The sequence below is a fragment of the Pantoea sp. B270 genome, assembly GCF_018726825.1.
In the GTDB taxonomy this organism is placed as follows: Bacteria; Pseudomonadota; Gammaproteobacteria; order Enterobacterales; family Enterobacteriaceae; genus Pantoea; species Pantoea dispersa.
This window is the reverse complement of the sequence record NZ_JAHCSX010000003.1, coordinates 588,029-614,975: the sequence shown is the minus strand read 5'-3', so window position 1 is coordinate 614,975 and position 26,947 is coordinate 588,029. Positions and strand designations below refer to the sequence as shown.

The window sequence follows — 26,947 nt, the reverse complement described above, 5'->3', positions numbered from 1 at the left end:
TGCGCGCAGCCCATACCTGATAAGGATCACCACCATGCCAATACAGATTTTACCGCCTCAGCTGGCGAACCAGATTGCCGCTGGCGAAGTGGTTGAGCGCCCGGCCTCGGTCGTAAAAGAGCTGGTGGAAAACAGCCTTGATGCCGGAGCGACGCGCATTGAGGTGGATATTGAGAAGGGCGGGGCAAAGCTGATCCGCATCCGCGACAACGGCTGCGGCATTGCCAGAGATGAACTGGCGATGGCGCTGGCCCGCCACGCCACCAGCAAAATCGCCTCGCTGGATGATCTGGAGGCGATTGTCAGCCTCGGCTTTCGCGGTGAAGCGCTGGCGAGTATCAGCTCGGTGTCGCGCCTGACGCTGACGTCGCGCACCGCCGATCAGCAGGAAGCCTGGCAGGCCTATGCCGAAGGGCGCGATATGGCGGTGACGGTCAAACCCGCCGCCCACCCGGTGGGAACCTCGCTGGAAGTGCTCGATCTGTTCTACAACACGCCTGCCCGCCGTAAATTCATGCGCACCGAAAAGACCGAGTTCACCCACATTGATGAGGTGATTCGCCGCATTGCGCTGGCGCGTTTCGACGTTGCCATTTCGCTGACGCACAACGGCAAGCTGGTGCGTCAGTATCGCGGCGTGACGCAGGAGGCGCAGCGCGAGCGGCGTCTGGGTGCCATCTGCGGAACGCCTTTCATGCAGCACGCGCTGCGCATTGACTGGCAGCACGACGAGCTGGCGCTGCGCGGCTGGGTGGCCGATCCGGCGGGGGCGCGTCAGGTTACCGACCTGCAGTACTGCTACGTTAACGGTCGCATGATGCGCGACAAGCTGATTAATCACGCCATCCGCCAGGCCTATCAAACCCAGCTCGGTGAAGATCAGCAGCCAGCCTATGTGCTGTATCTGGAGATTGACCCGCACCAGGTGGATGTCAACGTGCATCCCGCGAAGCATGAGGTGCGTTTTCATCAGTCGCGTCTGGTGCATGACTTTATCTGGCAGGGCGTGATGAGCGTGCTGCAGGCCAGTCGCAGCGCCGAATTGCCGCTGGCCCATGCCGAAGAGCCGCCGCCGCAGTGGCAGCCTGAGAACCGCCAGGCCGCCGGAGCGAATCACTTTGCCCAGCCGGCAACCGGCGCGCGCAGCGGTGGCAGCGCGGCATCCGGCGGCACGGGCGGCCAGTGGCAGCCCAAAGAGCCGGGCTATCGCGCGCGTGAAGGGGCGGTTTATCAGCAGCTGATAAAAACACCGGCGGCGGAGACGCCACGCGCACCGGCCGCTGAACCCGCGCCCGCGCCACGCCCGGCACCCGCGCGTGAAGCGCCGCTGGCCGCCCATATGCAAAGTTTTGGCCGGGTGCTCAGCGTGGTACGCGAGCGCTATGCGCTGCTGGAGCGCGGGGAGACATTGCAGCTGCTGTCATTAAGCGTGGCGGCGCGCTGGCTCAAACAGGCCCAGTTGCAACCCGGCGATGAGGGGCTCAAACCGCAGCCGCTGCTGATCCCGGTACGGCTGAAAATCGCTCACGAAGAGTTAAGCGTGATTGATGCCCAGGCGACGCTGTTAAGCCAGATGGGCATTGATTTACAACGGGAAGGACAGCATGTGACGCTGCGCGCTGTCCCTTTACCGTTACGAACACAAAATTTACAAATCTTGATTCCAGACCTGTTAGGCTATCTCGCCCGGCAGCAAGAGGTTTCTGCTTCCGCACTGGCCCAGTGGCTGGCGCGACGCGACGATGCGGCAGAACCTCACTGGAATCACTCGCAGGCGATCACGCTGCTGGCAGAGCTCGAACGGCTCTGTCCGCATCTGCTGAAATCGCCGCCTTCAGGTCTGATACAGACCCTTGAGATTGAGAGCGCGCTAAACGCGTTGAAGCATGAGTGAACTGAACCAGGCTAGCCGGCCAAAGGCAATTTTTTTGATGGGGCCGACCGCCTCCGGTAAGACGGCATTAGCCATTGCGCTGCGTCAGCAACTTCCGGTGGAACTTATTAGCGTTGACTCTGCCTTAATCTATCGCGGGATGGATATTGGCACGGCGAAACCGTCGGCACAGGAGTTGGCGCAGGCACCCCATCGCTTGCTGGACATTCGCGACCCGGCGGAGAGCTATTCCGCTGCTGAGTTTCGTCGCGATGCGCTGGCAGAAATGGCGGAGATTACCCAAAAAGGTAAGATTCCGCTGCTTGTTGGTGGAACCATGCTTTACTTCAAAGCGTTGCTGGAAGGATTGTCGCCGCTGCCCTCGGCCGATCCGGAAGTGCGTCAGCGAATAGAGCAAATGGCGGCGGAAAAAGGCTGGGAAGCCCTGCACCGCCAGCTGTGTGAAATCGATCCGGTCGCCGGTAGTCGTATTCATCCGAATGATCCGCAGAGACTTTCGCGAGCACTGGAAGTTTTTTTTATTTCGGGTAAAACTTTAACGGAACTGACAAAAACGGCCGGTGAAGCGTTACCCTACGATGTGTACCAGTTTGCTATCGCCCCGGCGAGCCGTGAACTGTTACACCAGCGCATCGCGTTGCGTTACGACCAGATGTTAGCGTCAGGTTTTGAAGCGGAGGCTCGGGCACTGTTTGCACGAGGTGATTTGCATACGGACATGCCTTCCATTCGCTGTGTTGGTTACCGTCAGATGTGGTCTTATCTGTCTGGCGAAATCGATTACGACGAAATGGTTTATCGGGGAATTTGCGCCACCCGGCAGCTCGCTAAACGCCAGATGACCTGGTTACGTGGCTGGCCCGACGTCCACTGGTTAGACAGTGACGCGCCAGAATTAGCGCGTAATGCGGTGCTTCAGGTTGTTAGTGCGTAGCAGGGATGATTGTGTACAATTGGTCCGTTATCGTGCGCAAATTTTTACGCAGTTTTTCTGAACCACGGTTCACAAAGTAACAAACAACAAGCATATAAGGAAAAGATAGAATGGCTAAGGGGCAATCATTACAAGACCCGTTTTTGAACGCATTGCGTCGTGAACGTGTACCGGTTTCGATCTATTTGGTGAATGGTATTAAGCTGCAGGGACAAATTGAATCCTTTGATCAGTTCGTCATTCTGTTGAAAAACACGGTAAGCCAGATGGTGTATAAGCACGCCATCTCTACAGTGGTTCCTTCTCGTCCGGTTTCGCACCATAGCAACAACGCGGGCGGCAGCGGTGGCAGTAACTACCACCATGGCGGAAGCAACCAGGGCGCTCAGTCGCAGCCACAACAAGACGGCGATAACGCAGAGTAATTCTGCACGGCCGTAAAGCCAGGGCTGGGGAGCGAGTGCGTTTTCCCGTCCTGGTTATTTTATTTTAGCGAGGTTATAGCTTGTTTGACCGTTATGATGCCGGTGAGCAGGCCGTACTGGTACACATCTGGTTCTCCCAAGACAAAGAGCTGGAAGATTTGCAGGAGTTTGAAACTCTTGTCTCTTCTGCGGGCGTCGATGCGCTGCAAGTGATTACCGGCAGCCGTAAAGCGCCACATCCCAAATATTTTGTCGGTGAAGGAAAGGCAGTTGAAATTGCCGATGCGGTGAAAGCGAGTGGAGCATCGGTCGTTTTATTCGATCATGCCTTATCCCCTGCTCAGGAACGTAATCTTGAGCGGCTGTGCGAATGTCGCGTAATCGATCGCACCGGCTTAATTCTCGATATTTTTGCCCAGCGCGCCCGCACCCATGAAGGGAAATTGCAGGTCGAGCTGGCACAGTTACGCCATCTTGCCACCCGTCTGGTGCGCGGATGGACTCACCTTGAGCGGCAGAAAGGCGGTATCGGCCTGCGTGGACCGGGTGAAACCCAGCTGGAAACCGACCGTCGTTTACTGCGCGGCCGCATCAGCCAGATTCTGTCCCGCCTTGAACGCGTGGAAAAACAGCGTGAGCAGGGACGTCAGGCGCGCGCGAAAGCCGATGTGCCGACCGTCTCCCTGGTGGGCTACACCAACGCCGGCAAATCCACTCTGTTCAACGCCATTACTTCAGCCAATGTGTATGCTGCCGACCAGCTGTTCGCCACGCTGGACCCGACGCTGCGCCGCCTCAACGTGGCCGATGTCGGCGAAGTGGTGCTGGCGGATACGGTAGGCTTTATCCGTCACCTGCCGCATGACTTAGTGGCGGCGTTTAAAGCCACCCTGCAGGAAACCCGTCAGGCGTCGCTGCTGCTGCACGTGATTGACGCCGCGGATTTACGCGTCAATGACAACATTGATGCCGTAAACGAAGTGCTGGCAGAGATTGAAGCCGATGAGATTCCGGTGCTGCTGGTGATGAACAAGATCGATATGCTGGATGGCTTTGAGCCGCGTATCGATCGTGACGAAGAGAACCGGCCGACGCGCGTGTGGCTGTCGGCGCAGAGCGGTGCCGGTTTGCCGCTGCTGTGGCAGGCGCTGTCCGAGCGCTTAGCCGGTGAAGTGGCGCAGTATGATTTACGTCTGCCGCCGGAAGCGGGCCGCCTGCGCAGCCGCTTCTATCAGCTGCAGGCGATTGAAAAAGAGTGGAATGAAGAAGATGGCTGCGTAGGTTTGCAGGTGCGAATGCCAATTGTTGACTGGCGTCGCTTGTGCAAGCAGGAACCGCAGCTCGCCAGTTATATTGTTTGACCGTTGCCCAACTCATTTACCCCAAGACGTGCCCGGCACGTGGCAGGGTAAACTTATATACAATAAATGGAGTAGAGACATGGCGTGGAATCAGCCCGGAAATAACGGACAGGACCGCGACCCGTGGGGAAGCAGCAATAACCAAGGCGGCAACTCTGGGGGAAATAAAGGAGGTCGCGATCAGGGACCTCCTGATCTGGATGATATCTTCCGTAAGCTGAGTAAAAAACTCGGCGGACTGGGCGGTGGCAAACAGAGCGATAACGGCCAGCGCAGCGGCGGCAGCGGTGGCAAACTGGTTGGCATTGTCGCCGTGGCGGCAGTGGTCATCTGGGCAGCCAGTGGTTTCTACACCATTAAAGAAGCGGAACGCGGGGTCGTGACGCGTTTCGGCAAATTCAGCCATCTGGTTGAGCCTGGCCTCAACTGGAAACCGACCTTTATCGATCAGGTGCGGGCCGTCAACGTCGAAGCGGTGCGTGAGCTGGCGGCGTCTGGCGTGATGCTGACTTCGGACGAGAACGTGGTGCGCGTGGAGATGAACGTGCAGTACCGCGTGACCGATCCGGAGCGCTACCTGTATGCGGTAACCAGTGCCGATGACAGCCTGCGTCAGGCTACTGACAGCGCGCTGCGCGGCGTGATTGGCCGCTCGACCATGGACCGTATCCTCACCGAAGGCCGTACCGTCGTGCGTAGCGATACCCAGCGTGAAATCGACGAAACCATTCGTCCTTACAACATGGGTATTACGCTGCTTGACGTCAACTTCCAGGCGGCGCGTCCACCGGAAGAGGTCAAAGCCGCGTTTGACGATGCGATTGCCGCCCGCGAAAACCGCGAGCAGTACGTGCGTGAAGCTGAAGCGTACGCCAACGAAGTGCAGCCGCGTGCTAACGGCCAGGCGCAGCGTATTCTTGAAGAGGCGCGAGCCTACAAAGAGCGTACCGTGCTGGAAGCGCAGGGTGAAGTGGCGCGGTTCGCGCGTCTGCTCCCGGAGTACAAAGCCGCACCGCAGATCACCAAAGAACGTCTCTACATTGAAAGCATGGAGCGCGTGCTCAGCCATACCCGCAAAGTGCTGGTTAACGACCGTGGCAACAGCCTGATGGTGCTGCCGCTGGATCAGCTGATGCGCGGCGGCCAGGCAGGCGGCCAGAGCGGTCAGAACAATGCCAATCTGATGAAGTTACCGTCGTCACCGGGCAGCAATGCCGGCCGCGGCGACACTTCATCCTACAGTCCGGACAGCATCATGGATCAGCGTCGCGCCAATGCGCTGCGTAACGATACCCAGCGCGAAGGGAGGGAGTAATCGATGCGTAAGCCAATCATCGCCGTAATTATTGTTGTTCTGGTGGTGCTGTACGCCTCACTGTTCGTGGTGCAGGAAGGCCAGCGCGGTATCGTGCTGCGCTTTGGTAAAGTGCTGCGTGATGATGAGAACAAGCCGCAGGTGTACGCACCGGGTCTGCACTTCAAGATTCCGTTTATTGAAACCGTGAAGTCGCTGGATGCGCGCATCCAGACCATGGATAACCAGGCCGATCGTTTCGTCACCAAAGAGAAGAAAGACCTGATTGTGGACTCTTACATCAAGTGGCGCATCAGCGATTTCAGCCGTTACTACCTCGCGACCGGCGGTGGCGATGTATCTCAGGCGGAAGTACTGCTGAAACGTAAGTTCAGCGACCGTCTGCGTTCAGAAATGGGCCGTCTTGATGTGAAAGATATCGTCACCGACTCGCGTGGCCGTCTGACTACCGACGTACGCGATGCGCTGAACACCGGCAGTGCCGGCAATGACGACGAAGTGCAGACGCCAGCCGCTGACGATGCGATTGCCAGCGCGGCTGCCCGCGTTGAGCGTGAGACCAACAGCAATGAGCCGGCGCCAAACCCGAACAGTATGGCGGCGCTGGGTATTCAGGTGGTCGACGTGCGCATCAAGCAGATCAACCTGCCGACCGAAGTGTCGGACGCGATCTACAACCGTATGCGCGCCGAGCGTGAAGCGGTAGCACGTAGTCAGCGTTCACAGGGTCAGGAAGAGGCGGAAAAACTGCGCGCTCAGGCCGATTATCAGGTAACCCGTACGCTGGCAGAAGCGCAGCGTCAGGCGCTGATCAGCCGTGGTGAAGGGGATGGTGAAGCGGCCAAGCTGTTCGCTGACGCCTTCAGCCAGGATCCTGATTTCTATGCCTTTATCCGCAGCCTGCGTGCCTATGAGAACAGCTTCGCGGACAATCAGGACGTGATGGTGCTGAGCCCGGATAGCGATTTCTTCCGCTATATGAAGGCGCCAACTAACGTCTCGCGTTAATAACTGTTATAACCTTGAGGCCGACACTGATGTCGGCCTTTTTTTTGGGAAAACAGAATGAACACAACCGTCTGGATGGCGCTGGCTTTGGTGCTGGTGCTGGAGGGATTAGGACCGATGCTGCTGCCGCGTCTGTGGCGTCGCATGATTCTGGCGATGACGCAGTTACCGGACCGTATACTGCACCGTTTTGGCGGCGGGCTGGTGGTGGCGGGCGTGGTGATTTACGCCATGCTGAGCACGCACGCGAATGGCTGAGCAAAAATTTGCGCGCTGCCGCACGGCTAAATTGTGTCTGCTGCAGAGCATTGCCCCCAACATGTTGTAGTGATCAAAACTCAGGCAAAAAACAGCGCAATCGTATGCTAAAAGTGCTGAAAGAGTGAAAATCCGATGGTAGAATCCATTTTTAAGCAATCGGTGATTTTAGAAAATGGGTAAGAACGTCGTCGTACTGGGCACCCAATGGGGTGATGAAGGTAAAGGTAAGATCGTAGACCTTCTGACTGAACGCGCGAAATATGTTGTGCGTTACCAGGGTGGCCACAATGCAGGCCATACACTTGTCATCAACGGTGAGAAAACCGTCCTCCACTTAATTCCCTCTGGCATCCTGCGTGAAAACGTCACCAGCATCATTGGTAATGGTGTTGTGCTGTCGCCTGAAGCCCTGATGAAAGAGATGAACGGTCTGGAAGCGCGCGGTGTGCCGGTACGTGAACGTCTGCTGATCTCTGAAGCTTGTCCGCTGATTCTGCAATACCATGTGGCGATGGACCTGGCGCGTGAAAAAGCGCGCGGTGCCAAAGCTATCGGTACCACCGGTCGTGGTATCGGCCCAGCCTACGAAGATAAAGTTGCCCGTCGCGGTCTGCGCGTCAGCGACCTGTTCAACAAAGAAACCTTCGCCGTGAAGCTGAAAGAGATCGTTGATTTCTACAACTTCCAGCTGGTGAACTACTACAAAGAAGATGCAGTAGACTACGATAAAGTGCTGAGCGATGTACTGGCGGTGGCCGACATCCTGACCGGCATGGTCGTTGACGTGTCTGAACTGCTGGACGGCGCGCGTAAGCGTGGCGATCTGATCATGTTCGAAGGCGCACAGGGTACGCTGCTGGATATCGACCACGGTACGTATCCGTACGTGACTTCGTCCAACACCACTGCCGGTGGCGTGGCGACCGGTTCAGGTATCGGTCCACGTTACGTGGATTACGTGCTGGGCATCGTCAAAGCTTACTCCACCCGCGTCGGTGCCGGTCCATTCCCGACCGAACTGTTTGATGAAACCGGCGAGTTCCTGTGTGAGAAAGGTAACGAGTTTGGTGCCACCACCGGCCGTCGTCGTCGTACCGGCTGGCTGGATGCGGTTGCAGTGCGCCGCGCGGTGCAGATCAACTCCCTGTCCGGCTTCTGCATGACCAAACTGGACGTGCTGGATGGCCTGAAAGAGGTGAAAATCTGCGTCGGTTACCGTATGCCGGATGGCCGCGAGATGACCACCACGCCGCTGGCGGCAGAAGGCTGGGAAGGCATCGAGCCGATTTATGAAACTCTGCCGGGCTGGAGTGAAAACACCTTTGGTGTTAAAACACTGGAAGGCCTGCCGCAGGCAGCACGTGATTACATCAAACGTGTTGAAGAAGTGACTGGCGTGCCGATTGATATTATTTCAACCGGTCCCGACCGTAGTGAGACCATGATTCTGCGCGATCCGTTCGACGCTTAATCACGTTTTGCAGGCCGGACACTGTCCGGCCTTCGTTTATCTGCTCTTTGACTCCGCTCACTTCATTTTTTCCTGCTGGTTTCGGGAGTTGCAGGAAAAAAGCGCTCCGGGTTTTCCACACTGGTTTATCATCAATGTTAATCGAAGCGCTCACGGGCGTTATAACAACAATATCGATGATTCACTGAGGTACATGTGCAGCTAACAAGTTTTACCGATTTCGGTCTGCGCGCCCTGATTTACATGGCGACATTGCCGCAAGGTCAGCAGACCAACATTACCGAAGTCACCGATACCTACGGGGTATCGCGTAACCATATGGTTAAAATCATCAATCAACTGAGCCGGGCCGGCTTTGTTGCCGCGACACGCGGTAAAAACGGCGGAATTCGTTTAGGCATGGACCCGGAAAAAATCGTCATTGGCGATGTCGTGAGAAAAATGGAGCCTTTGCAGCTGGTAAACTGTAAAGAGTGTGCGATAAATCCCGCCTGTCGCCTGCGTAGCGCGCTGAATAATGCGGTCCAGCTATTCCTGCAGGAACTGGATAAATATACGCTCGCCGACCTGGTGCAAAACAACGATTCGCTTTACCACATCTTATTGTCCGAACCGCCGGTGGCAATTCCACATAAATGACATCGGAGGAACCGTAATGTCAAAAGATCCCTTTCAGGATAGAGAAGCTGAAAAGTACGAAAATCCTATTCCCAGTCGGGAATTTATCCTCGCGCTATTAGAAAAGCGTGAAAAGCCGGCGAGCCGCGAAGAGATCGCCGAAGAGTTAAACATCACCAGCGAAGATCAGCTTGAAGCGCTGCGTCGCCGCCTGCGCGCCATGGAGCGTGACGGCCAGCTGGTGTTCACCCGTCGCCAGTGCTACGCCCTGCCGGAGCGTCTGGATTTACTGCGCGGCAAAGTGATTGGCCATCGCGATGGCTACGGCTTCCTGCGCGTTGATGGTCAGAAAGATGACTTCTACCTCTCGGCGGAGCAGATGAAGTTCTGCCTGCACGGTGATGTCATACTCGCCCAGCCGGGCGGCTCCGACCGCAAAGGGCGGCGTGAAGCGCGCGTGGTCCGCGTGCTGGAACCGCGCAACAGCCAGATTGTTGGCCGCTACTTCACCGATGCCGGCACCGGCTTTGTGGTACCGGACGACAGCCGTCTGAGCTTTGACATTCTGATCCCGGCGGAAGAGACGCTGAATGCACGCATGGGATCGGTGGTTGTGGTGGAAATCGTGCAGCGCGCGACGCGCCGCAGCAAAGCTATCGGCAAAATTACAGAAATTCTCGGCGACAACATGGGCACCGGTCTGGCCGTGGATATGGCGCTGCGCACCCATGAAATTCCCCACTCATGGCCGGAAGAAGTTGAGAAAGAGATTTCCAGACTGAAAGAGCAGGTACCGGAATCGGCGAAAAAAGGCCGCGTCGACCTGCGTGAACTGCCGCTGGTGACCATCGACGGTGAAGACGCGCGTGACTTCGATGACGCCGTTTACTGCGAGAAAAAACGCGGCGGCGGCTGGCGCCTGTGGGTGGCAATTGCCGACGTCAGCTATTACGTGCGTCCCGGCACCGCGCTGGATAACGAAGCGCAGCAGCGTGGCACCTCGGTCTACTTCCCGTCGCAGGTGATACCGATGCTGCCGGAGATCCTCTCGAACGGCCTGTGCTCACTCAATCCGCAGGTGGATCGCCTGTGCATGGTGTGCGAGATGACCATCTCGGCCAGCGGTAAACTCACCGGCTTCAAACATTACGAAGCGGTGATGAACTCACATGCGCGTCTGACCTACAACAAAGTGTGGAGCATTCTGCAGGGCAACCCGGAGCTGCGTGAACAGTATGCGGCGCAGGTGAAGCACCTCGAAGAGCTGCACCGCATGTATGAGGTGCTGGAAACCGCCCGCGAACAGCGCGGTGGCATCTCGTTTGAAACCGACGAAGCCAAATTCATCTTCAACGCTGAGCGCCGCATTGAGCGCGTGGAGCGCACCGTACGTAACGATGCGCACAAGCTGATTGAAGAGTGCATGATTCTGGCCAACATCGCCTCCGCGCGTTTCGTTGAGAAACATCAGGAGCCGGCGCTGTTCCGCGATCACGATCGCCCGAGCGAAGACAGCATCACCAGCTTCCGTACCGTGCTGGGCGAGCTGGGCCTTAGCCTGCCGGGTGGGTCGAAACCGCAGCCGATCGATTATGCCGATCTGCTGACGCAGATTGCCGACCGTCCGGATGCTGAAATGCTGCAAACCATGCTGCTGCGTTCGATGAAGCAGGCGGTGTACGATCCGGAAAACCGCGGTCACTTTGGCCTGGCGCTGGCGTCGTATGCGCACTTTACCTCGCCGATCCGTCGTTATCCGGATCTGCTGCTGCACCGTGCCATCAAGTACCTGCTGGCTAAAGAGCAGGGCACGGTAAAAGGCAACACCACGCCAACCGGTGGTTATCACTACGATATGCAGCAGATGCTGCAGCTGGGTCAGCACTGTTCGATGACCGAACGCCGTGCCGACGAAGCGACGCGCGATGTGGCCGACTGGCTGAAGTGCGACTTTATGCAGGATCAGGTGGGTAACGTATTCAACGGCGTGATCTCCAGCGTGACCGGCTTTGGCTTCTTTGTTCGCCTCAACGATCTGTTCATTGATGGCCTGGTGCACGTCTCCACGCTGGACAATGATTACTACCGCTTCGATCCGGTGGGCCAGCGTCTGATTGGCGAATCCGGCGGTCGCACTTACCGTCTGGGTGATGCGGTGGAAGTGCGCGTTGACGCGGTGCACATGGATGAGCGCAAGATCGATTTCGCGCTGATCTCCAGCAAACGCGTACCGCGCGGTGAAGGAAAAACCGCGCGCGAGCGTGAGAAGCGTGGCGGCAAACCACCGGCGAAGCGGCGTCGCGATGCGGGTCGCAAGGGCAACTTTGAGCCGGACGCCGCTTTCCGCGGTGAGAAGCAGCCGCCTGCGGCGAATAAAAGCGAGAAAAAAAGCAAAAAAGTCTCCGAAAAAACCCGTAAAATCGCCGCCGCAACCAAGGCGAAGCGCGCAGTGAAGAAGAAGGCCAGCGAAGCCTGATGGCCTCTTCACCCGCCAGCGGCCAGGTGCGTCAGCGCTGACGCACCTTACTCAACCCTGTTTCGCAGGCTGCGCCCCAAAGTGCAGCCTGATTAATGTTCTGTATTCAACGATATACATCCAACCTTGAGCAAAGTAATGAGTGAAATAATTTTTGGCATTCACGCCGTGCAGGCGCTGCTGGAGCGTGATCCCCAGCGTTTTCAGGAAGTCTTTATCCTTAAAGGCCGCGATGACCGCCGCCTGCAGCCGCTGATCGCCGCACTGGAAGCTCAGGGAATTGTGATTCAGCTGGCCAACCGCCAGTGGCTCGACGGCCAGGTCGAAGGCGGCGTGCACCAGGGTATCGTGGCGCGCGTTAAGCCGGGTAAAAACTATCAGGAAGGCGATCTGCCGGATCTGCTGGCCTCACTGGATCAGCCGTTCCTGCTGATTCTGGATGGCGTCACCGATCCGCATAACCTGGGCGCCTGCCTGCGCAGCGCCGATGCGGCGGGTGTGCATGCGGTGATCGTGCCGAAAGACCGTTCGGCACCGCTCAACGCCACGGCGAAAAAAGTCGCCAGCGGGGCGGCGGAAAACGTGCCGCTGATTCGCGTCACCAATCTGGCGCGCACCATGCGTCTGCTGCAGGAGTACAACGTCTGGATCGTCGGCACGGCCGGTGAAGCAGACCACACGCTGTATCAGAGCAAAATGACCGGCGCGATGGCGCTGGTGATGGGTGCGGAAGGAGAAGGCATGCGCCGCCTGACGCGCGAACACTGCGATGAGCTGATCAGCATCCCGATGGCCGGCAGCGTCTCTTCCCTCAACGTTTCGGTGGCCACCGGCGTTTGTCTGTTCGAAGCGGTGCGTCAGCGCCAGGCGTGATCGCCGCCGCAAAACCTCAGCTGTACCAGGCATAACTGCACATCCTCTCCATACTTATAGCCACATCAGTACGGGCAACAGGAGAGGAGAGTGCCATGGCCTGGACCACTCACAGCGTATTCAATCAACCATCTCCGCTCAGCAACAGCAATCTCTTCACCGGCGACAGCGCGCTGTGCGAGGCGGTGGTGCGTGAAGGCGCCGGCTGGGACCGCGAATGGCTGGCGTCCGTTGGCCTGCAGCTCGGCAGTGCGGAGTCACTGGAATTAGGTCGCCTGGCCAATGCACAGCCGCCGGAGCTGCTGCGTTACGACGCGCGCGGTGAGCGACTCGACGAGGTGCGCTTTCATCCTGCCTGGCATCTGCTGATGCAGGGCGTGTGCGCCAGCCGTTTACATAACCTGAGCTGGCAGCCTGACGTGCAGGGCAGCGCCATGGTGGCGCGCGCGGCGCGTTTCATTCTGCATGCGCAGGTGGAAGCCGGTTCACTCTGCCCGGTAACCATGACTCACGCCGCGATCCCGCTGCTGCAAACCCATCTGCCCGCTCCCTACGCCGACTGGCACGATCGGTTGCTGAGCGATCGGTATGATGCGCATCATCTGCCCGGCAGCCAGAAGCGCGGCCTGCTGATTGGCATGGGCATGACGGAAAAGCAGGGCGGCACCGATGTGCTGAGCAACACCACACGCGCCGAACCGCCTGGCACGCGTGCGCCGGGCGAACCCTGGCGCATCACCGGCCACAAATGGTTCTTCTCGGTGCCGCAAAGCGACGCGCACCTGATTCTGGCGCAGACCGCCGCCGGGCTGAGCTGCTTCTTTCTGCCGCGCCTGCTGCCGGACGGCACGCGCAACGCCATTCGTCTTGAACGTCTGAAAGACAAGCTGGGCAACCGCGCCAATGCCAGTGCCGAAGTGGAGTTTCAGGATGCCTTCGGCTGGTTGATGGGTGAGGAGGGCGATGGCGTGCGGCTGATCCTGAAAATGGGCGGTATGACGCGCTTTGACTGCGCGCTCGGCAGCCATGGCCAGATGCGACGCGCGCTGGCGATTGCGCTGCATCACGCCGGTCAGCGTCAGGTGATGGGCAAAAGCCTTAGCGATCAGCCGCTGATGCGTGCGGTGCTGGCGCAGCAGGCACTGCAGCTGGAGGGACAAACCGCGCTGCTGCTGCGTCTGGCGCGTGCCTGGTCAACGCCGGCCAGCGCGCATGAACGGCTGTATGCACGCCTGTTCACCCCGGCGGCCAAGTTCGTGATCTGCAAAGCCGGTATGCCGTTTGTAGCTGAAGCCATGGAGGTGCTGGGCGGCATTGGCTACTGCGAAGAGAGTGAACTGCCGCGCCTGTATCGCGAGATGCCGGTGAACAGCATCTGGGAGGGCTCAGGTAACGTGATGTGCCTGGATGTGTTGCGTGTACTGGGACGGCACGCGGAGGTGCTTAGTATGCTGCAGGATGAGTTTGATGCGGTGAAGGGCAGCAATCGCCACTTCGATCGCTGCTGGCGTCAGCTGCGGCTGCAGCTCGGCAACCTGCGCGAAGAGCAGGGACGGCAGGTCAGCGACATGCTGATTCGGCTGGCGAGTGCCGCGGTGCTGCTGAAAGCGGCAGAACCGCCACTGGCGGACAGCTGGTGTGCGCGTTATCTCTCATCGCGCCCGGCACAGGCGCTGAGTGATGATCTGAGCGCACGCTTACTGCAGCGTGCCACTGCCGCCTGAGGGCGCGCCGTACAGAATGGCGGTGGCATACCAGAAGCCAGGCATGGTGGTCTCATCGACCATCAGGATCTGATAGTAAACCGCACCGCTCTGATTGGCGCGTGCAGCGATCGCACGCTGCACATCATCCGGCGAGCCGCGTGAATGGGCGCTGACGGTGCCAAGCTTCGGCAGGCCATAGCTTTGCGCGCGGGTGATCTCCTGCGCCTGAGTAGTGGGCGCTGGCGGGGGTTGTGGCGTGGTGTGCAGTGTGGCACAGCCGCTCAGCAGCAGGCCCAGCAGCAGAATAAGCGTACGCATGGTGGCTCCGGAAAACAGGCAGATGACTCAAGTGTAAGCCATCTGCCCCGGCTCATCAGTCGTTGAGGCGGAAAATACTCACCAGCTGGGTCAGATGATGGCCTTTCTGACTCAGGTGCTGCGCCGTGTGCTCGGACTGGTTAATCATGTCGCTGCTCTGATGGGTCGCATGGCTGATGTGGTTCATCGCCAGATTGACCTGACCAATGCCCGCGGCCTGCTCCTGAGCGGCGATATTGATTTCCCCCATCAGGGTTTTGACCTGTTCGATATGGCTGACAATATGGCTCATGGCGTCACGCGTTTGTTCCGAGAGCGTATGGCCGGCGGCCACTTTGTCGATCGAACTGGCGATCAGCCCGTCAATCTCCTTCGCCGCATTGGCGCTGCGCTGCGCCAGTGCACGCACTTCCGCAGCGACGACCGCGAAGCCTTTGCCGTGCTCACCGGCGCGCGCCGCCTCAACCGCAGCGTTGAGCGCCAGAATATTGGTCTGGAAGGCAATCGACTCGATCACGTGGGTAATGTCGGCGATGCTCTGCGAGGCAATGCGAATCTCCGCCATGGTCTCTACCGAGCGCGCCACGGTGCTGCCGCCCTGGCTGACGGTGCTGGCGGCTTCACCGACCAGCGCCATCGCCTGACGCACATTAGCGGCGGTTTGCGCCACGGTTGCGCCAAACTGCTCCATGCTGGCCGAGGTCTCTTCGACGCTACTCGCCTGGCGGCCAATCTGCTCGCTGATGCTGGAACTGCTGGCCGCAATGGTGTCGGTGCCGTCGCTGATCTCACGCGCGGCGGCGCGTACCTGGCCTACCACTTTCTCCAGACCGTCGCCAATGCCGTTAATCGCGTTCACCAGCTGGCCGATCTCGTCGCGGCGCGCTGAGTCGAGGTGCGCCTGCAGATTACCCGCCGCGTACTGCTCGGCCAGATGGATCACCTGCTGCAGCGGCCGGGTAATGGCGCGCCGGCTATACAGCACAAAGCCAATGGCAAAGGCAAGTACCAGCGCCAGGCCAATCAGCATGAACAGATTGCGGCTGTGGGTGATCGGTGCCAGCAGGCTGGCGCGGCTGACTTCACCGGCGATAATCCAGTTCCAGCCCGGCAGTTGCTGCCATGCCAGCAGGCGGGTTTCGCCCTGATGCGCGATCTCCAGCAGGCCGTGCGGCTGCGTCAGGATCTGCTGCTGTACGCTGCGATCCCAGTCCGGCAGCTTGCCTTCTGACTGACGGGCAAACAGATACTGGCCCTGTGCGCTGCCCGGCGTGCCGTTCAGCACGAAGAAGCTGCCGCTGTCACCGAGACGTCGCGCCAGCACTTTCTCCCGCATCAGCGCGTACTGTTTATCAATCTGCACGCCAACAAACAGAATGGCGATGACTGCGCCGCTGTCGTCCTGCACCGGCTGGTATTGCGTGATATAGCGATGGCCGAACAGCGTCGCCAGGCCGCGATACACTTCGCCCCTATTCACGCTGCGCCACGCCGCGCTGCTGCGATCAAGCTGGGTGCCCACCGCGCGACTGCCATCCTCTTTCTTTAGTGAGGTCGCGATGCGAATGTAATCCTCGCCGTCGCGCACAAAGATGGTGGAGACTGCACCGGTACGATCGAGAAAATCGTCCACGGCGATCTGATCGAGGTTGAGGGTTTTCAGCCCGGCACGCAGCGTCGGCGTGCTGAACGATCCCACCTGAATGCGTGAGCTGTCGTCACGGCTGAATCGCTTGGGTAAAAAGCTCTGAAACAGCCGGGTATAGTTCGCCACTTCTTCCGATAAGGTCGCGTTAAACATCGTGGCCATTTCATTAATGCCGAGCACCTGGTTTTGCATATCGTCGACAGCCAGCTGCTCCAGCTGGCGCGCGGCGTTATGGCTGAGCGTTAACGTCAGGGCAAACAGCACGATTGCCACACTGAAAGACGTCAATACAGACAGCTTAATTCCGAGACTCATGGCGCTGAGAGAGAGACGCTTCATAAAGTACCTTTAATAAATAACTGGAGGGGTACAGGATCAACGGCAAAATGCGGTAAATGTTTAGGGCAGAAATTAATCGAAATAAATGTGATGTGGTTCGCGTTTTGGCCGGCAGCACGTACACTGAGACCAGTGATAATCATTCTCAACGGAGACGGTATGATTGAGTTGGCAACGGAGAACCTTGCGGGCATTGAGTGTATTCACGCGGCACCGGCCGGACAGCGGCTGGCGCGCTTACCCACCATCCTGTTTTATCACGGATTTACCTCGTCGAAAGAGGTGTACAGCTACTTTGCCGTGGCGCTGGCGCAGGCCGGTTTCCGCGTGGTGATGCCGGATGCAGAGATGCACGGCGCACGCTACAACGGTGATACCGACGCGCGCATGACGCACTTCTGGGAGATTTTGCGCCAGAACATCGATGAAGTGCCGCTGCTGGAAGCGGCGCTGCGCGACAACGATTGGGTGGCGGATGAGCGTTTCGCTATTGCCGGCGCCTCAATGGGCGGGATGACCGCGTTGGGCGCGATGGCACGCTATCCACACCTGCACAGCGTTGCCTGTCTGATGGGCTCCGGCTACTTCATGCAGCTCAGTCAGACGCTGTTCCCGCCGCTGGTGGCGCATACGCCAGAGCAAAAAGCGGCGTTACAGGCGCGGCTGGCCCCGCTGGCAGCCTACGATCCCTGTCAGCAGCTGGCGCAGCTGGCTAACCGGCCGCTGCTGTTATGGCACGGTGAAGCGGATGAAGTCGTACCGTTTGCCGAAACGGTACGGCTGGAGAAGGCGTTGCGCGAGGCGCAGCTCGACAGCCGGCTCACCTTTCTGGCGGAAAAGCAGATCGGGCACAAAATCACGCCGCCAGCGCTCACCGCGCTGGTCAGTTTCTTTAAACATCATTTGTAAACGGAACGGGCTGGCGGCGCGGAGCACGCCAGCCCGGGATAACAGGCCGGACTACAGTTGTGACGACAAGCGGTCGGCGGCGCTGGTGTTCGCGCTGACCGGGTTACCGCCTGGCGCATCCAGCCGGTTAACGTAGACATAGCCTGAAGCCGCTTTGCTGCTGTTACTTCTCATCTGCAGCGCCTGGTCAGCGGAGCTGGCAAGAGCGGGGGTAGACAGGAAGAGACCCAGTAAAGTGGCGATAATGACAGCTTTCATAATCGACTCCTCACTCCAGGGATTTCACTCTCAGGCGCGCTGATTAAGCCAAACCGTTGCGCCTGTAGAGAGTTTAGTTCTTCACCAGTACGACGCCAGATCGTCGTGCTGAACGCCTCGTTCAGGGATTTTGAACAATCTCTGACTAACCTGCTGAATCTCAATCCTTAGCACAAAAGGTGTCCCCGCCTGGCACGACAGCGACAATTTGATGAATTGTGCGCTTGAGTTTCCCCGGCGAGGTCAGTATGATTACGCGTCAATTTTTCAGCTGCATTCAGAGGTGTGTTTCATCTTTTGGGTGATTCGCAACCTATAACGTTCCTTGCTTCCGTGGGCCGCAGCTGACCCTGACAGGAGGCTGAATAATCCGTAAGGAGCTATCGATGCGTCATTACGAAATCGTATTTATGGTCCATCCTGACCAGAGCGAGCAGGTTCCGGGCATGATCGAGCGTTACACTGGTGCTATCACTGGTGCACAGGGCACGATCCACCGTCTGGAAGACTGGGGTCGCCGTCAGCTGGCTTACCCGATCAACAAACTGCACAAAGCACACTACGTTCTGCTGAACGTAGAAGCACCGCAGGAAGTGATCGACGAGCTGGAAACTAACTTCCGCTTCAACGACGCCGTTATCCGCAGCATGGTTATGCGCGTTAAGCACGCGGTAACTGAAGCTTCTCCGATGGTTAAAGCGAAAGACGAGCGTCGTGAGCGCCGCGAAGACTTCGCTAACGAATCGGCAGAAGACTCAGATGCTGGGGATTCTGAAGAGTAATCCACGATGACGGCCAATCGGCTGCGCCTGTCTGGCACCGTGTGCAAGACGCCAGTTCGAAAAGTCAGTCCGTCAGGGATTCCTCACTGCCAGTTCGTGCTTGAGCATCGTTCTGTGCAGGAGGAAGCCGGGTTTCACCGGCAAGCCTGGTGTCAGATGCCGGTGATTATCAGCGGCAGCGCCCATCAGGCGATTACTCAACATATAACGGTCGGCACGCAACTCACACTCGAAGGTTTTATTAGCTGCCATCAGGCACGCAATGGCCAGAGCAAACTTGTGTTACATGCCGAGCAGATTGAATTGATAGATTCTGGAGACTAGCCAAATGGCACGTTATTTCCGTCGTCGCAAGTTCTGCCGTTTCACCGCGGAAGGCGTTCAAGAGATCGATTATAAAGATATCGCAACGCTGAAAAACTACATCACTGAAAGCGGCAAGATTGTTCCAAGCCGTATCACCGGTACTCGTGCAAAATACCAGCGTCAGCTGGCTCGTGCTATCAAGCGCGCGCGTTACCTGTCTCTGCTGCCGTACACTGATCGTCATCAGTAATCGGCAACTGTCCATTAACGACTTTAAGAGGATAAGGTAATGCAAGTTATTCTGCTTGATAAAGTAGCAAACCTGGGCAGCCTGGGTGATCAGGTTAACGTTAAAGCGGGCTACGCTCGTAACTTCCTGGTTCCACAGGGTAAAGCTGTTCCTGCTACAAAGAAAAACGTTGAGTTCTTCGAAGCGCGTCGCGCTGAACTGGAAGCCAAACTGGCTGACGTTCTGGCTGCTGCTAACGCACGTGCAGAGAAAATCAATGCACTGGGCACCGTTACTCTCGCGTCTAAAGCAGGCGACGAAGGTAAACTGTTCGGTTCCATCGGTACCCGCGACATCGCTGATGCAGTTACTGCAGCTGGCGTTGAAGTGGCGAAGAGCGAAGTTCGCCTGCCAAACGGCGTTCTGCGCACCACCGGTGAGCACGAAGTTGACTTCCAGGTTCACAGCGAAGTATTCGCGAAACTGGTTGTGAATGTAGTAGCTGAGTAATTTTTTACTTAGTTTGAAAGCGCCGGCCTTGTGCCGGCGTTTTTGTTTCTGTCGCTTACTGTGCGCGGATAAAGCTGCCGTCCGGCTGGCGGGTAAACAACACCGGACCGTTACTGCTCTCGACCGTTAAGCCGGTCACCACGCCCTGCGCGTTCTGACGAATCTTCACCTGCTGACCACTCTGCAGCGCGCTCAGCGGCTGCCCATCGCCTTCCACCCGCGCCATGGCAAACACATCATTGACTGGCAGATTGTTGTCACGGAACAGCTGTGCCAGCGTCTGGCCCGAGGCCACGGTATAGCTGTGCCATTCGCCCTGGGCATCACTTTTCGGCGTCGTATTCTGCGGCGGCTGCGCATTGTTATCGTAGATTTCCGCCTGCATCGGCACCTCTTTGCCGCTGCTCTCTGCCGGACGTTCCACCGGATACTGCGGCGTGCTGGCAGGCCAGAGAAACGCCAGCAGCATCACCAGCAGGGCAATAACGATACCGCGTCGGTGCAGCGGCGGCAGCGGATCCATCCAGCGTACGTTATCCAGCAGATGCCAGATGCGCTGCAGCACAGCGGGTATACGCGACGGGGTTTCAGAAGCCATTCTTTCCTCCTCCTCGCTGGCGGTCGTGACGCGCCTGTCAGGCAGCCAGCGTTGCAACCGGGAAAATAAGGTACGCGGTGCGCGCGTCCTGCGACGTCGTGGGGCGATTTGGCCCATGGATGCTCTCTTGTTCTATAGTATGGGCAAAGCGGGCGCGAAGTGCCTGCCAGCATTGAAAAATTTGACCTGCATATTGTTTCTCTTTCCCCGGGAAATGTCATCCGCGGCGCGCGAGATTTTACGCCAGCCGCCTGCGCTGTTATGCTGCCGGTTCTATTTTCTCCGGGATTAAGGAAACAAGATGACGACCCCTTCATTTGACAGCGTCGAATCACAAGCAAGTTACGGTATCGGTTTACAGGTTGGTCAGCAGCTGCAAGAGTCTGGACTGCAGGGTCTGCAGCCAGAAGCGCTGCTTGCGGGCCTGCGCGACGCGCTGGAAGGGAACTCACCGGCAGTTCCGGTTGACGTGGTACACCGTGCGCTGCGTGAAGTCCACGAGCGTGCCGAAGGCGTACGTCGTGAGCGCGTCGAAGCCATGGCGGCCGAAGGTCAGCAGTTCCTCGAGCAGAATGCACAGCGTGAAGGTGTGAGCAGCACCGAATCCGGCCTGCAGTTCAGCGTCATCACCCAGGGCGATGGTCCGATCCCATCACGTCAGGATCGCGTACGCGTGCACTACACCGGTAAGCTGATTGACGGCACCGTGTTTGATAGCTCCGTTGCCCGTGGCGAACCGGCTGAATTCCCGGTCAGCGGCGTGATTGCCGGCTGGATTGAAGCGCTGACCCTGATGCCGGTTGGTTCGAAGTGGGAGCTGGCCATTCCGCACAATCTCGCTTACGGCGAGCGCGGCGCGGGTGCCTCTATCCCGCCATTCAGCACCCTGATTTTCGAAGTCGAGCTGCTGGAAATCCTGTAATAAACAGCGGGCGCCATATCTGGCGCCCGCGGTCACTACTTCTTCTCTGCCTGCTTCTGTAGATCTACCTGCCAGATGGCAAAGCCCGTTTCATCACTGCCGACGGCTTTCATCGGATAATCAGCATACTTCTCAATAAACTGCGTGGCTTTTGCGCCCGGCGCGGTCTCAAAGCGAATATCCAGCGGCGTTGCGCTGGCGATCGGTGCCAGCCGCCAGTTGTGATCGGCCTGTGGCTGCACCGCGCCGTGGGCGCGGGTTTCGCTGCTGATGTAGGCGGCCACCACCGAGCGGTTCTCATCCGGCGAAGCAAACGCAACATACTGCTCACCGGTACCGGCAAATTTCCCGCCCCAGGCACGGTAATTATTGGTGGCAACGAGGAAGGTCGCTTTGGGGTCGATCGGTTTGCCCTGCCAGCGCAGATCCTGAATACGTGATGCCGCCGGGTTAATCAGTTGGCATTCGGCGTCGTAGCGCGCCGGTTGCGTTACATCGATCTGATACTGCACGCCGTCAATTACATCAAAATTGTAGGTGCGGAAATCCCAGTTGATCAGCGACTGCGGCTGACGACGATGCACGTCGATCTGATTAAACTGCGCTGCCGAGCACTCCAGCCACTCTTTCACCTGCGCGCCGCTGACTTTCATCACCACCAGCGTATTCGGGTAGAGATAGAGATCGGCGGCATTACGGAAGGTAAGATCGCCTTTTTCCACTTCAACGTAGCTGGCCGGATCGTTCTTACGGCCGCCGGCCTTGAACGGGGCCGCTGCCGAGAGCACCGGTAAGCGGCCCAGATCGGGATCGCCCTGAATGAAGCGTTCGACGTAAGCACGCTGCGCATTATTGACGATCTGCACGGTGGGATCGTCCTGCACCAGCGACAGATAGCTGTACATCACATCCGCCGACTTGCCGATCGGTTTTGCCACAAACTCACGCGTAGCGCGATGATCGTCGGCCAGCACTTTCACCAGATCGGCATCTTCCGCCGCCAGCGATTTTTTCGCCACCGCATCGTAAACTGGCCGCGCTTCGGCTTTACCCAGGGTCACCTGCCAGTTGCCGCTGTCATTTTTCAGCACCAGGTCAACTACGCCGAGATGATCGCCCCACATGCCGGGCATTACCGCCGGTACGCCGTTAAGCGTGCCCTGAGCGATATCCGCGCCTTTAATCTCCGCAAACTCTTTGCCGGGAAACACCGCGTGCGCATGGCCGAACATGATGGCATTGATACCTGGCACCTGACTGAGGTAATACACCGAGTTTTCCGCCATGGCATGGTACGGCTCACTGCTCAGACCGGAGTGCGGAATAGCGATGATTATTTCAGCACCTTTTGCGCGCATTTCCGGCACATAGCGCTTCGCTGTCTCGGTGATGTCATCAACGCGCACTTTACCCTGCAGATTGTTGCGATCCCACACCATAATCTGCGGTGGTACGAAGCCGATATAGCCGATTTTCAGCGTATGCGGCTTGCCGTCGCGGTCTTTTACCGTGGTTTCTTTAATTAAATAGGGGGTAAACAGCGGCTTGCCACTGGTTTCATCGATAACGTTGGCATTGATGTAGGGAAAACGTGCCCCGGCAATCGCCTGCTGCAGATAGGGCAGGCCGTAGTTAAATTCGTGGTTACCCAGATTGCCTACCGCATAATCCAGCGTATTAAGGGCTTTATACACCGGATGGATTTCTCCCGGCTGCAGGCCTTTGGCCGCCATGTAATCACCCAGCGGGCTGCCCTGAATAATGTCGCCGTTATCCACCAGCACGCTGTTTGCTACTTCGCCGCGCGCCTGCTGGATGAGCGTGGCGGTGCGCACCAGACCAAACTTTTCGGTCGGCGTGTCTTTGTAGTAATCGAAATCCATCATGTTGCTGTGCAGATCGGTGGTTTCCAGAATGCGTAAATCCACCGTGGCAGCCTGCACCGTGGCGGCTGCAACGCACAGTGCCAGTAACGACATGCTCGCTTTGAACATGGCTTGCTCCTTGTTCGCTTTAATGGGCCTCTCAAAATAATGTAAAACCATGACGAATTATCATTTCAATTTGTGATGAGGCTCTGGATTTTGCCTCTTTCCTGGGCAAGCTGACGGAGTGCCTGCCATTCAGCATTGCGCCATAGCCGTCACGAGCGAACTATGATATTGATAATCAAAGCGAATACGCTTAGCTGCGGCTGTCACAGCGCACCTGCTAAAATATCTGGAGACGGGCTGCCGGGGTTCAGCGGCAGCATCAGCCGAAATGAGGTGAACAATGTTAGATAAAATTTGCCAGCTGGCGCGCAGCGCGGGCGATGCCATTATGCAGGTCTACGATGGCGCACAACCGCTGGACGTGACGCGTAAATCGGATGATTCACCGGTCACGGCGGCCGATCTGGCGGCACATCAGGTTATCGTGCAGGGCTTAGCGGCCCTGACGCCTGACGTGCCGGTGCTGTCGGAAGAGGATCCACCCGGCTGGGATGTGCGTCAGCACTGGCAGCAATACTGGCTGGTCGATCCGCTCGACGGCACCAAAGAGTTCATCAAGCGTAACGGCGAGTTCACGGTCAATATCGCGCTGATTGAGCACGGCAAACCGGTGCTGGGCGTGGTGTACGCGCCGGCGCTGGGGGTGATGTATTCTGCGGCCGAAGGCAAAGCGTGGAAAGAAGAGGGCGGCCACACCACGCAGATCCACGTGCGTGAAGCGCGACCGCTGCTGGTGGTGGTGAGCCGTTCGCACGCCGATAAAGACGAAGAGCTGAAAGAGTATCTGACCCAGCTGGGCGAGCATCAGACCACCGCTATTGGCTCCTCGCTCAAGTTCTGCCTGGTGGCAGAGGGCAAGGCGCAGCTCTATCCGCGCTTCGGGCCGACCAATATCTGGGATACCGGTGCCGGCCATGCGGTAGCCATTGCCGCTGGCGCGCACGTACATGACTGGCAGGGCAAAACCCTCGACTACGCCCCGCGCGAGTCGTTCCTGAATCCGGGCTTCCGCGTCTCGCTGTTCTGATACGCTATGCGCGCCACCCGCTGTGGCGCGATCACGCCTGCAGCAGCTGATGGATCAGTTTCATCGCCTGCTGCACTTCATCCTGCGTCAGCGGACCGTCCTTGGCGTAACGCACATGGCCGGTCTTATCCAGAATCACAATCGCCGAACCGCCTTTCTCCAGCTGCCACGCCTTGCGCGCGTTGCCGTTGCTGTCGACAATAAACTGTGACCACGGATACTGCTGTTTATTGCTCTCAATGCTGCTGCGCACAAACATCCCGGTGCCGGGAATGGCATCATCGGTATTAACCACCGTGGTGGTTTGATAGCGGTCGTGCGGCAGCTGGGCGGCTTTGATGGCTTCAATCAGCGCGGCGTTCTGTTCTTTGGCTGACGAGCGTCCGGCAATATGCAGGATGACCCGCACTTTGCCACTCAGCTGGGCGCTGTTCCAGGGCTGGTAGCGAAACTTCTCCTGCTGATACAGCAGTTCTCCTTTGTCGTTAACACCGACTGCCGGTACGCGCTCGCCAACCTTAAACGCGTGGGCTGAGGCAAGGCTGGGCAGCAGCAGCGCCAGGGCTATCACGGAATGTGCCAAACGCATGGTAATGCTCCTTAGTGATCCGACCAGTTATTCATGTTTTTGCAATATTAGGCGTGGATGATGCGCCTGTCGCGATGAGATAGCAGCTTTGTAACCCATGCCACAATTCCTTAACCAATGAAGGTTTATACTGGATTTTGTGATCGTTATGACAGAGTTCTCTGTAATGATGTGTCAATTCAGTAAAAAATCCATTTTTTCGGAACATCGGCAAGGAATCATGTTCTATAGTTATGCCTCATTTGCGCTTCAAGGGCTCGTACCGAATTTGGCAACGGCGAAGCGTATTACATCTGTTCAGGAGTTAAACAGCATGAAGATCTTCCAGCGCTATAATCCGCTGCAAATTGCGAAATATGTAAAGACGCTATTTAAAGGAAGGTTGTACATCAAGGATGTTGGCGCGTTTGAGTTCGACAAAGGCAAAGTCATGTTGCCGCGCGTCAAGGATAAACAGCACCTTAGCGTGATGTCAGAAATCAACCGCCAGGTGCTGCGGCTGCAAGCCGAGTACAACTAAGCAAAAGAAAGGGCGCCGCTGGCGCCCTGAATCTTTCTGTAACCGCACGATCACTGCTACGCGGCAGGCCCTTCAGACTCATCCAGCGTACTCTTCGACACATTCAGCACCGGCGGGCGGTCATCAATGCGCGTCACCAGCAGCTGGTCGATGCGGTAGCTGTCGATATCCACCACCTCGAATTTGTAGCCAGAGAATTTGACGAAATCGGTGCGTTTGGGGATCTTACGCAGCATATACATCATAAAGCCGCCGATGGTCTCGTAGTTGCCGGACTGCGGGAACTCGTCGATATCCAGCACGCGCATCACGTCATCAATCGGCGTACCGCCTTCCACCAGCCAGGAGTTCTCGTCGCGCGCCACAATCTGCTCTTCCAGCCCCTGACCGACCAGATCGCCCATCAGCGTGGTCATCACGTCATTAAGCGTGATAATCCCGACCACCAGCGCATATTCGTTCATGATCACCGCGAAGTCTTCGCCGGCGGTTTTAAAACTCTCCAGCGCCTCTGACAGCGTCAGTGTATCCGGCACAATCAGCGCCGAACGAATCTGCACGCCGCTGTTGAGCGTCATGCTTTGGTTGCCCAGCACGCGCAGCAGCAGCTCTTTGGAATCAACGTAACCAACGATATGGTCGATATCGCCGTCGCACACCAGAAACTTCGAATGCGGGTGTTGCGCGATTTTGGTTTTCAGGCTGGTTTCGTCTTCGTGCAGATCGAACCACACGATATTTTCACGCGAGGTCATGGACGAAGGCACTGTGCGTGATTCCAGCTCAAACACGTTCTCGATCAGCTCGTGCTCCTGCTTACGCAGCACGCCGGCCAGCGCGCCCGCTTCTACCACCGCGTAAATGTCATCCGAGGTGATGTCATCTTTACGCACCATCGGCAGCTTAAAGATGCGAAAGAACACGTTGGCCAGGCCATTGAACAGCCATACCAGCGGGCGGAAAACCAGCAGGCAGAAGCGCATCGGATTGATGATGCGCAGCGCGATGGCTTCCGGCGCGATCATGCCGACGCGTTTTGGCGTCAGGTCGGCAAACAGAATAAACAGGCTGGTGACGATGGTGAAGGAGCAGATAAAGCTGAGCTGATCCGCCAGTTCCGGCTCCATAAAGCGATTGAACAGGCTGCTGAAGGCGGGCGAAAACGCCGCATCGCCGACGATACCGCCGAGAATCGCGACGGCGTTGAGGCCAATCTGTACCACGGTGAAGAACATGCCAGGCTGTTCCTGCATCTTCAGCACGCGCTGCGCGTTGATGTTGCCTTCATCGGCCAGCAGTTTCAGTTTGATCTTGCGGGCAGCCGCCAGCGAGATCTCCGACAGAGAAAAAAATGAACTGATTACGATCAGTAAAAGAATGACAAGCAGGCTATCAAGCATAAAAGATCCGTTGGGTTAATCACTTGTCATTTTTGGCCTGGGCAGCGCGAAGAGGCGTACATCCGGTACTTACCCGTCAAACAGGGCTATCCGTGCCAAAAATGTCTGCGCCAGTTCGACAAAGTCACGTTAACGTCGGGGCAGAAATGCGTGCAGGCGAGGCCTGCTGGTCGCTGATTATAGCAGCAGCGCTATTGCTGCCGCCAGCGGCGTGATTGGCCGGCTCGGATTAATCCGAGTGGCGGCTGGTGGTGCG

At 57.7% G+C, this 26,947-nt stretch carries 27 protein-coding genes; 20 read left to right on the top strand and 7 right to left on the bottom strand.

The window, feature by feature from the left end; genetic code table 11:
* The first annotated feature begins 34 nt into the window (after positions 1-34).
* From mutL to KOL70_RS22240, 12 genes are all read left to right on the top strand, one after another.
* Entirely contained in the window at positions 35-1,894 is a 1,860-nt protein-coding gene (gene mutL / locus KOL70_RS22295) for a DNA mismatch repair endonuclease MutL (RefSeq protein ID WP_215481615.1), read from the top strand.
* Positions 1,887-2,828, top strand: a complete 942-nt coding sequence (gene miaA / locus KOL70_RS22290) for a tRNA (adenosine(37)-N6)-dimethylallyltransferase MiaA (RefSeq protein WP_031280158.1) — start codon at positions 1,887-1,889, stop codon at positions 2,826-2,828. The genes mutL and miaA overlap by 8 nt, the downstream gene beginning before the upstream one ends.
* Before the next feature lie 110 nt (positions 2,829-2,938).
* Positions 2,939-3,253 (top strand): RNA chaperone Hfq, encoded by a 315-nt coding sequence (gene hfq / locus KOL70_RS22285; protein ID WP_010618006.1) that lies wholly within the window; start codon positions 2,939-2,941, stop codon positions 3,251-3,253.
* An 80-nt stretch (positions 3,254-3,333) separates the two neighbouring features.
* A complete protein-coding gene (hflX, locus tag KOL70_RS22280; protein WP_021509763.1) occupies positions 3,334-4,614 on the top strand; it encodes a ribosome rescue GTPase HflX in 1,281 nt (426 codons plus the stop codon).
* 79 nt (positions 4,615-4,693) lie between these two features.
* Positions 4,694-5,929 (top strand): FtsH protease activity modulator HflK, encoded by a 1,236-nt coding sequence (gene hflK / locus KOL70_RS22275; RefSeq protein WP_021509762.1) that lies wholly within the window; start codon positions 4,694-4,696, stop codon positions 5,927-5,929.
* Between the two features lie 3 nt (positions 5,930-5,932).
* Positions 5,933-6,937, top strand: a complete 1,005-nt coding sequence (gene hflC / locus KOL70_RS22270) for a protease modulator HflC (protein WP_021509761.1) — start codon at positions 5,933-5,935, stop codon at positions 6,935-6,937.
* Positions 6,938-6,994: 57 nt separating this feature from the next.
* Positions 6,995-7,195 (top strand): DUF2065 family protein, encoded by a 201-nt coding sequence (locus KOL70_RS22265; RefSeq protein WP_031280157.1) that lies wholly within the window; start codon positions 6,995-6,997, stop codon positions 7,193-7,195.
* Between the two features lie 175 nt (positions 7,196-7,370).
* On the top strand, positions 7,371-8,669 hold the full coding sequence (locus KOL70_RS22260; protein ID WP_058759868.1) for an adenylosuccinate synthase: 1,299 nt from the start codon (positions 7,371-7,373) through the stop codon (positions 8,667-8,669).
* A gap of 195 nt (positions 8,670-8,864) precedes the next feature.
* Complete coding sequence (gene nsrR, locus KOL70_RS22255) at positions 8,865-9,308, top strand: nitric oxide-sensing transcriptional repressor NsrR (protein ID WP_021509758.1); 444 nt, start codon at positions 8,865-8,867, stop codon at positions 9,306-9,308.
* Positions 9,309-9,324: 16 nt separating this feature from the next.
* Positions 9,325-11,763, top strand: a complete 2,439-nt coding sequence (gene rnr, locus KOL70_RS22250; RefSeq protein WP_058771339.1) for a ribonuclease R — start codon at positions 9,325-9,327, stop codon at positions 11,761-11,763.
* Positions 11,764-11,901: 138 nt separating this feature from the next.
* On the top strand, positions 11,902-12,636 hold the full coding sequence (gene rlmB, locus KOL70_RS22245) for a 23S rRNA (guanosine(2251)-2'-O)-methyltransferase RlmB (RefSeq protein ID WP_021509756.1): 735 nt from the start codon (positions 11,902-11,904) through the stop codon (positions 12,634-12,636).
* 95 nt (positions 12,637-12,731) lie between these two features.
* On the top strand, positions 12,732-14,360 hold the full coding sequence (locus tag KOL70_RS22240; protein ID WP_058771338.1) for an isovaleryl-CoA dehydrogenase: 1,629 nt from the start codon (positions 12,732-12,734) through the stop codon (positions 14,358-14,360).
* On the opposite strand, the gene bsmA is transcribed toward KOL70_RS22240, so the two are convergent.
* Positions 14,334-14,660, bottom strand: a complete 327-nt coding sequence (gene bsmA, locus KOL70_RS22235) for a biofilm peroxide resistance protein BsmA (protein ID WP_215481614.1) — start codon at positions 14,658-14,660, stop codon at positions 14,334-14,336. The two genes, KOL70_RS22240 and bsmA, sit on opposite strands and share 27 nt — an antisense overlap.
* A gap of 55 nt (positions 14,661-14,715) precedes the next feature.
* Entirely contained in the window at positions 14,716-16,647 is a 1,932-nt protein-coding gene (locus tag KOL70_RS22230) for a methyl-accepting chemotaxis protein (RefSeq protein WP_215481613.1), read from the bottom strand.
* A 159-nt stretch (positions 16,648-16,806) separates the two neighbouring features.
* Between KOL70_RS22230 and yjfP the strand changes: the two genes are divergently transcribed.
* Positions 16,807-17,556 (top strand): esterase, encoded by a 750-nt coding sequence (gene yjfP / locus KOL70_RS22225; protein ID WP_021509752.1) that lies wholly within the window; start codon positions 16,807-16,809, stop codon positions 17,554-17,556.
* Positions 17,557-17,607: 51 nt separating this feature from the next.
* Here yjfP and KOL70_RS22220 read toward each other — a convergent pair whose 3' ends face one another.
* Positions 17,608-17,814, bottom strand: a complete 207-nt coding sequence (locus tag KOL70_RS22220) for a hypothetical protein (RefSeq protein WP_021509751.1) — start codon at positions 17,812-17,814, stop codon at positions 17,608-17,610.
* A gap of 386 nt (positions 17,815-18,200) precedes the next feature.
* Between KOL70_RS22220 and rpsF the strand changes: the two genes are divergently transcribed.
* The 4 genes from rpsF to rplI are packed head-to-tail and all read left to right on the top strand — an operon-like array spanning position 18,201 to position 19,641.
* Positions 18,201-18,596: a 30S ribosomal protein S6 gene (gene rpsF, locus KOL70_RS22215; RefSeq protein WP_021509750.1), complete on the top strand. Its 396-nt coding sequence runs from the start codon at positions 18,201-18,203 to the stop codon at positions 18,594-18,596.
* A 6-nt stretch (positions 18,597-18,602) separates the two neighbouring features.
* Positions 18,603-18,920 (top strand): primosomal replication protein N, encoded by a 318-nt coding sequence (gene priB, locus KOL70_RS22210; protein ID WP_031280155.1) that lies wholly within the window; start codon positions 18,603-18,605, stop codon positions 18,918-18,920.
* Positions 18,921-18,924: 4 nt separating this feature from the next.
* Positions 18,925-19,152, top strand: a complete 228-nt coding sequence (gene rpsR, locus KOL70_RS22205; protein ID WP_000135199.1) for a 30S ribosomal protein S18 — start codon at positions 18,925-18,927, stop codon at positions 19,150-19,152.
* Between the two features lie 39 nt (positions 19,153-19,191).
* Entirely contained in the window at positions 19,192-19,641 is a 450-nt protein-coding gene (gene rplI / locus KOL70_RS22200; RefSeq protein ID WP_021509748.1) for a 50S ribosomal protein L9, read from the top strand.
* A gap of 55 nt (positions 19,642-19,696) precedes the next feature.
* Here rplI and KOL70_RS22195 read toward each other — a convergent pair whose 3' ends face one another.
* On the bottom strand, positions 19,697-20,356 hold the full coding sequence (locus KOL70_RS22195) for an OapA family protein (protein ID WP_150360361.1): 660 nt from the start codon (positions 20,354-20,356) through the stop codon (positions 19,697-19,699).
* 184 nt (positions 20,357-20,540) lie between these two features.
* Between KOL70_RS22195 and fklB the strand changes: the two genes are divergently transcribed.
* Positions 20,541-21,161: an FKBP-type peptidyl-prolyl cis-trans isomerase gene (fklB, locus tag KOL70_RS22190; RefSeq protein ID WP_021509746.1), complete on the top strand. Its 621-nt coding sequence runs from the start codon at positions 20,541-20,543 to the stop codon at positions 21,159-21,161.
* Between the two features lie 35 nt (positions 21,162-21,196).
* Here the strand turns inward: fklB and KOL70_RS22185 are convergent, their stop codons facing one another.
* Positions 21,197-23,155 (bottom strand): bifunctional 2',3'-cyclic-nucleotide 2'-phosphodiesterase/3'-nucleotidase, encoded by a 1,959-nt coding sequence (locus tag KOL70_RS22185; RefSeq protein WP_104188203.1) that lies wholly within the window; start codon positions 23,153-23,155, stop codon positions 21,197-21,199.
* A 280-nt stretch (positions 23,156-23,435) separates the two neighbouring features.
* Between KOL70_RS22185 and cysQ the strand changes: the two genes are divergently transcribed.
* Positions 23,436-24,182, top strand: a complete 747-nt coding sequence (gene cysQ, locus KOL70_RS22180; protein ID WP_021509744.1) for a 3'(2'),5'-bisphosphate nucleotidase CysQ — start codon at positions 23,436-23,438, stop codon at positions 24,180-24,182.
* Between the two features lie 31 nt (positions 24,183-24,213).
* Here cysQ and KOL70_RS22175 read toward each other — a convergent pair whose 3' ends face one another.
* Positions 24,214-24,771 (bottom strand): YtfJ family protein, encoded by a 558-nt coding sequence (locus tag KOL70_RS22175; RefSeq protein WP_058759862.1) that lies wholly within the window; start codon positions 24,769-24,771, stop codon positions 24,214-24,216.
* 313 nt (positions 24,772-25,084) lie between these two features.
* On the opposite strand from KOL70_RS22175, the gene KOL70_RS22170 reads away from it, so the two are divergent.
* Positions 25,085-25,291, top strand: coding sequence for a DUF1107 domain-containing protein (locus tag KOL70_RS22170; protein ID WP_031280153.1), 207 nt, complete (start codon positions 25,085-25,087; stop codon positions 25,289-25,291).
* 56 nt (positions 25,292-25,347) lie between these two features.
* Here KOL70_RS22170 and KOL70_RS22165 read toward each other — a convergent pair whose 3' ends face one another.
* Entirely contained in the window at positions 25,348-26,691 is a 1,344-nt protein-coding gene (locus KOL70_RS22165; protein WP_021509741.1) for a hemolysin family protein, read from the bottom strand.
* Positions 26,692-26,947: the final 256 nt, after the last annotated feature.

Bases quoted from the DNA above. Each gene is read 5' to 3' on its own strand.
- rpsF (WP_021509750.1), top strand. From the start codon at position 18,201: ATGCGTCATTACGAAATCGTATTTATGGTCCATCCTGACCAGAGCGAG.
- KOL70_RS22240 (WP_058771338.1), top strand. From the start codon at position 12,732: ATGGCCTGGACCACTCACAGCGTATTCAATCAACCATCTCCGCTCAGC.
- KOL70_RS22230 (WP_215481613.1), bottom strand. From the start codon at position 16,647: ATGAAGCGTCTCTCTCTCAGCGCCATGAGTCTCGGAATTAAGCTGTCT.
- bsmA (WP_215481614.1), bottom strand. From the start codon at position 14,660: ATGCGTACGCTTATTCTGCTGCTGGGCCTGCTGCTGAGCGGCTGTGCC.
- hfq (WP_010618006.1), top strand. From the start codon at position 2,939: ATGGCTAAGGGGCAATCATTACAAGACCCGTTTTTGAACGCATTGCGT.
- KOL70_RS22265 (WP_031280157.1), top strand. From the start codon at position 6,995: ATGAACACAACCGTCTGGATGGCGCTGGCTTTGGTGCTGGTGCTGGAG.
- priB (WP_031280155.1), top strand. From the start codon at position 18,603: ATGACGGCCAATCGGCTGCGCCTGTCTGGCACCGTGTGCAAGACGCCA.
- KOL70_RS22170 (WP_031280153.1), top strand. From the start codon at position 25,085: ATGAAGATCTTCCAGCGCTATAATCCGCTGCAAATTGCGAAATATGTA.
- KOL70_RS22195 (WP_150360361.1), bottom strand. From the start codon at position 20,356: ATGGGCCAAATCGCCCCACGACGTCGCAGGACGCGCGCACCGCGTACC.
- rplI (WP_021509748.1), top strand. From the start codon at position 19,192: ATGCAAGTTATTCTGCTTGATAAAGTAGCAAACCTGGGCAGCCTGGGT.
- rnr (WP_058771339.1), top strand. From the start codon at position 9,325: ATGTCAAAAGATCCCTTTCAGGATAGAGAAGCTGAAAAGTACGAAAAT.
- KOL70_RS22220 (WP_021509751.1), bottom strand. From the start codon at position 17,814: ATGAAAGCTGTCATTATCGCCACTTTACTGGGTCTCTTCCTGTCTACC.
- KOL70_RS22175 (WP_058759862.1), bottom strand. From the start codon at position 24,771: ATGCGTTTGGCACATTCCGTGATAGCCCTGGCGCTGCTGCTGCCCAGC.
- hflK (WP_021509762.1), top strand. From the start codon at position 4,694: ATGGCGTGGAATCAGCCCGGAAATAACGGACAGGACCGCGACCCGTGG.
- rlmB (WP_021509756.1), top strand. From the start codon at position 11,902: ATGAGTGAAATAATTTTTGGCATTCACGCCGTGCAGGCGCTGCTGGAG.
- fklB (WP_021509746.1), top strand. From the start codon at position 20,541: ATGACGACCCCTTCATTTGACAGCGTCGAATCACAAGCAAGTTACGGT.
- rpsR (WP_000135199.1), top strand. From the start codon at position 18,925: ATGGCACGTTATTTCCGTCGTCGCAAGTTCTGCCGTTTCACCGCGGAA.
- KOL70_RS22260 (WP_058759868.1), top strand. From the start codon at position 7,371: ATGGGTAAGAACGTCGTCGTACTGGGCACCCAATGGGGTGATGAAGGT.
- mutL (WP_215481615.1), top strand. From the start codon at position 35: ATGCCAATACAGATTTTACCGCCTCAGCTGGCGAACCAGATTGCCGCT.
- cysQ (WP_021509744.1), top strand. From the start codon at position 23,436: ATGTTAGATAAAATTTGCCAGCTGGCGCGCAGCGCGGGCGATGCCATT.
- KOL70_RS22185 (WP_104188203.1), bottom strand. From the start codon at position 23,155: ATGTTCAAAGCGAGCATGTCGTTACTGGCACTGTGCGTTGCAGCCGCC.
- miaA (WP_031280158.1), top strand. From the start codon at position 1,887: ATGAGTGAACTGAACCAGGCTAGCCGGCCAAAGGCAATTTTTTTGATG.
- yjfP (WP_021509752.1), top strand. From the start codon at position 16,807: ATGATTGAGTTGGCAACGGAGAACCTTGCGGGCATTGAGTGTATTCAC.
- KOL70_RS22165 (WP_021509741.1), bottom strand. From the start codon at position 26,691: ATGCTTGATAGCCTGCTTGTCATTCTTTTACTGATCGTAATCAGTTCA.
- hflC (WP_021509761.1), top strand. From the start codon at position 5,933: ATGCGTAAGCCAATCATCGCCGTAATTATTGTTGTTCTGGTGGTGCTG.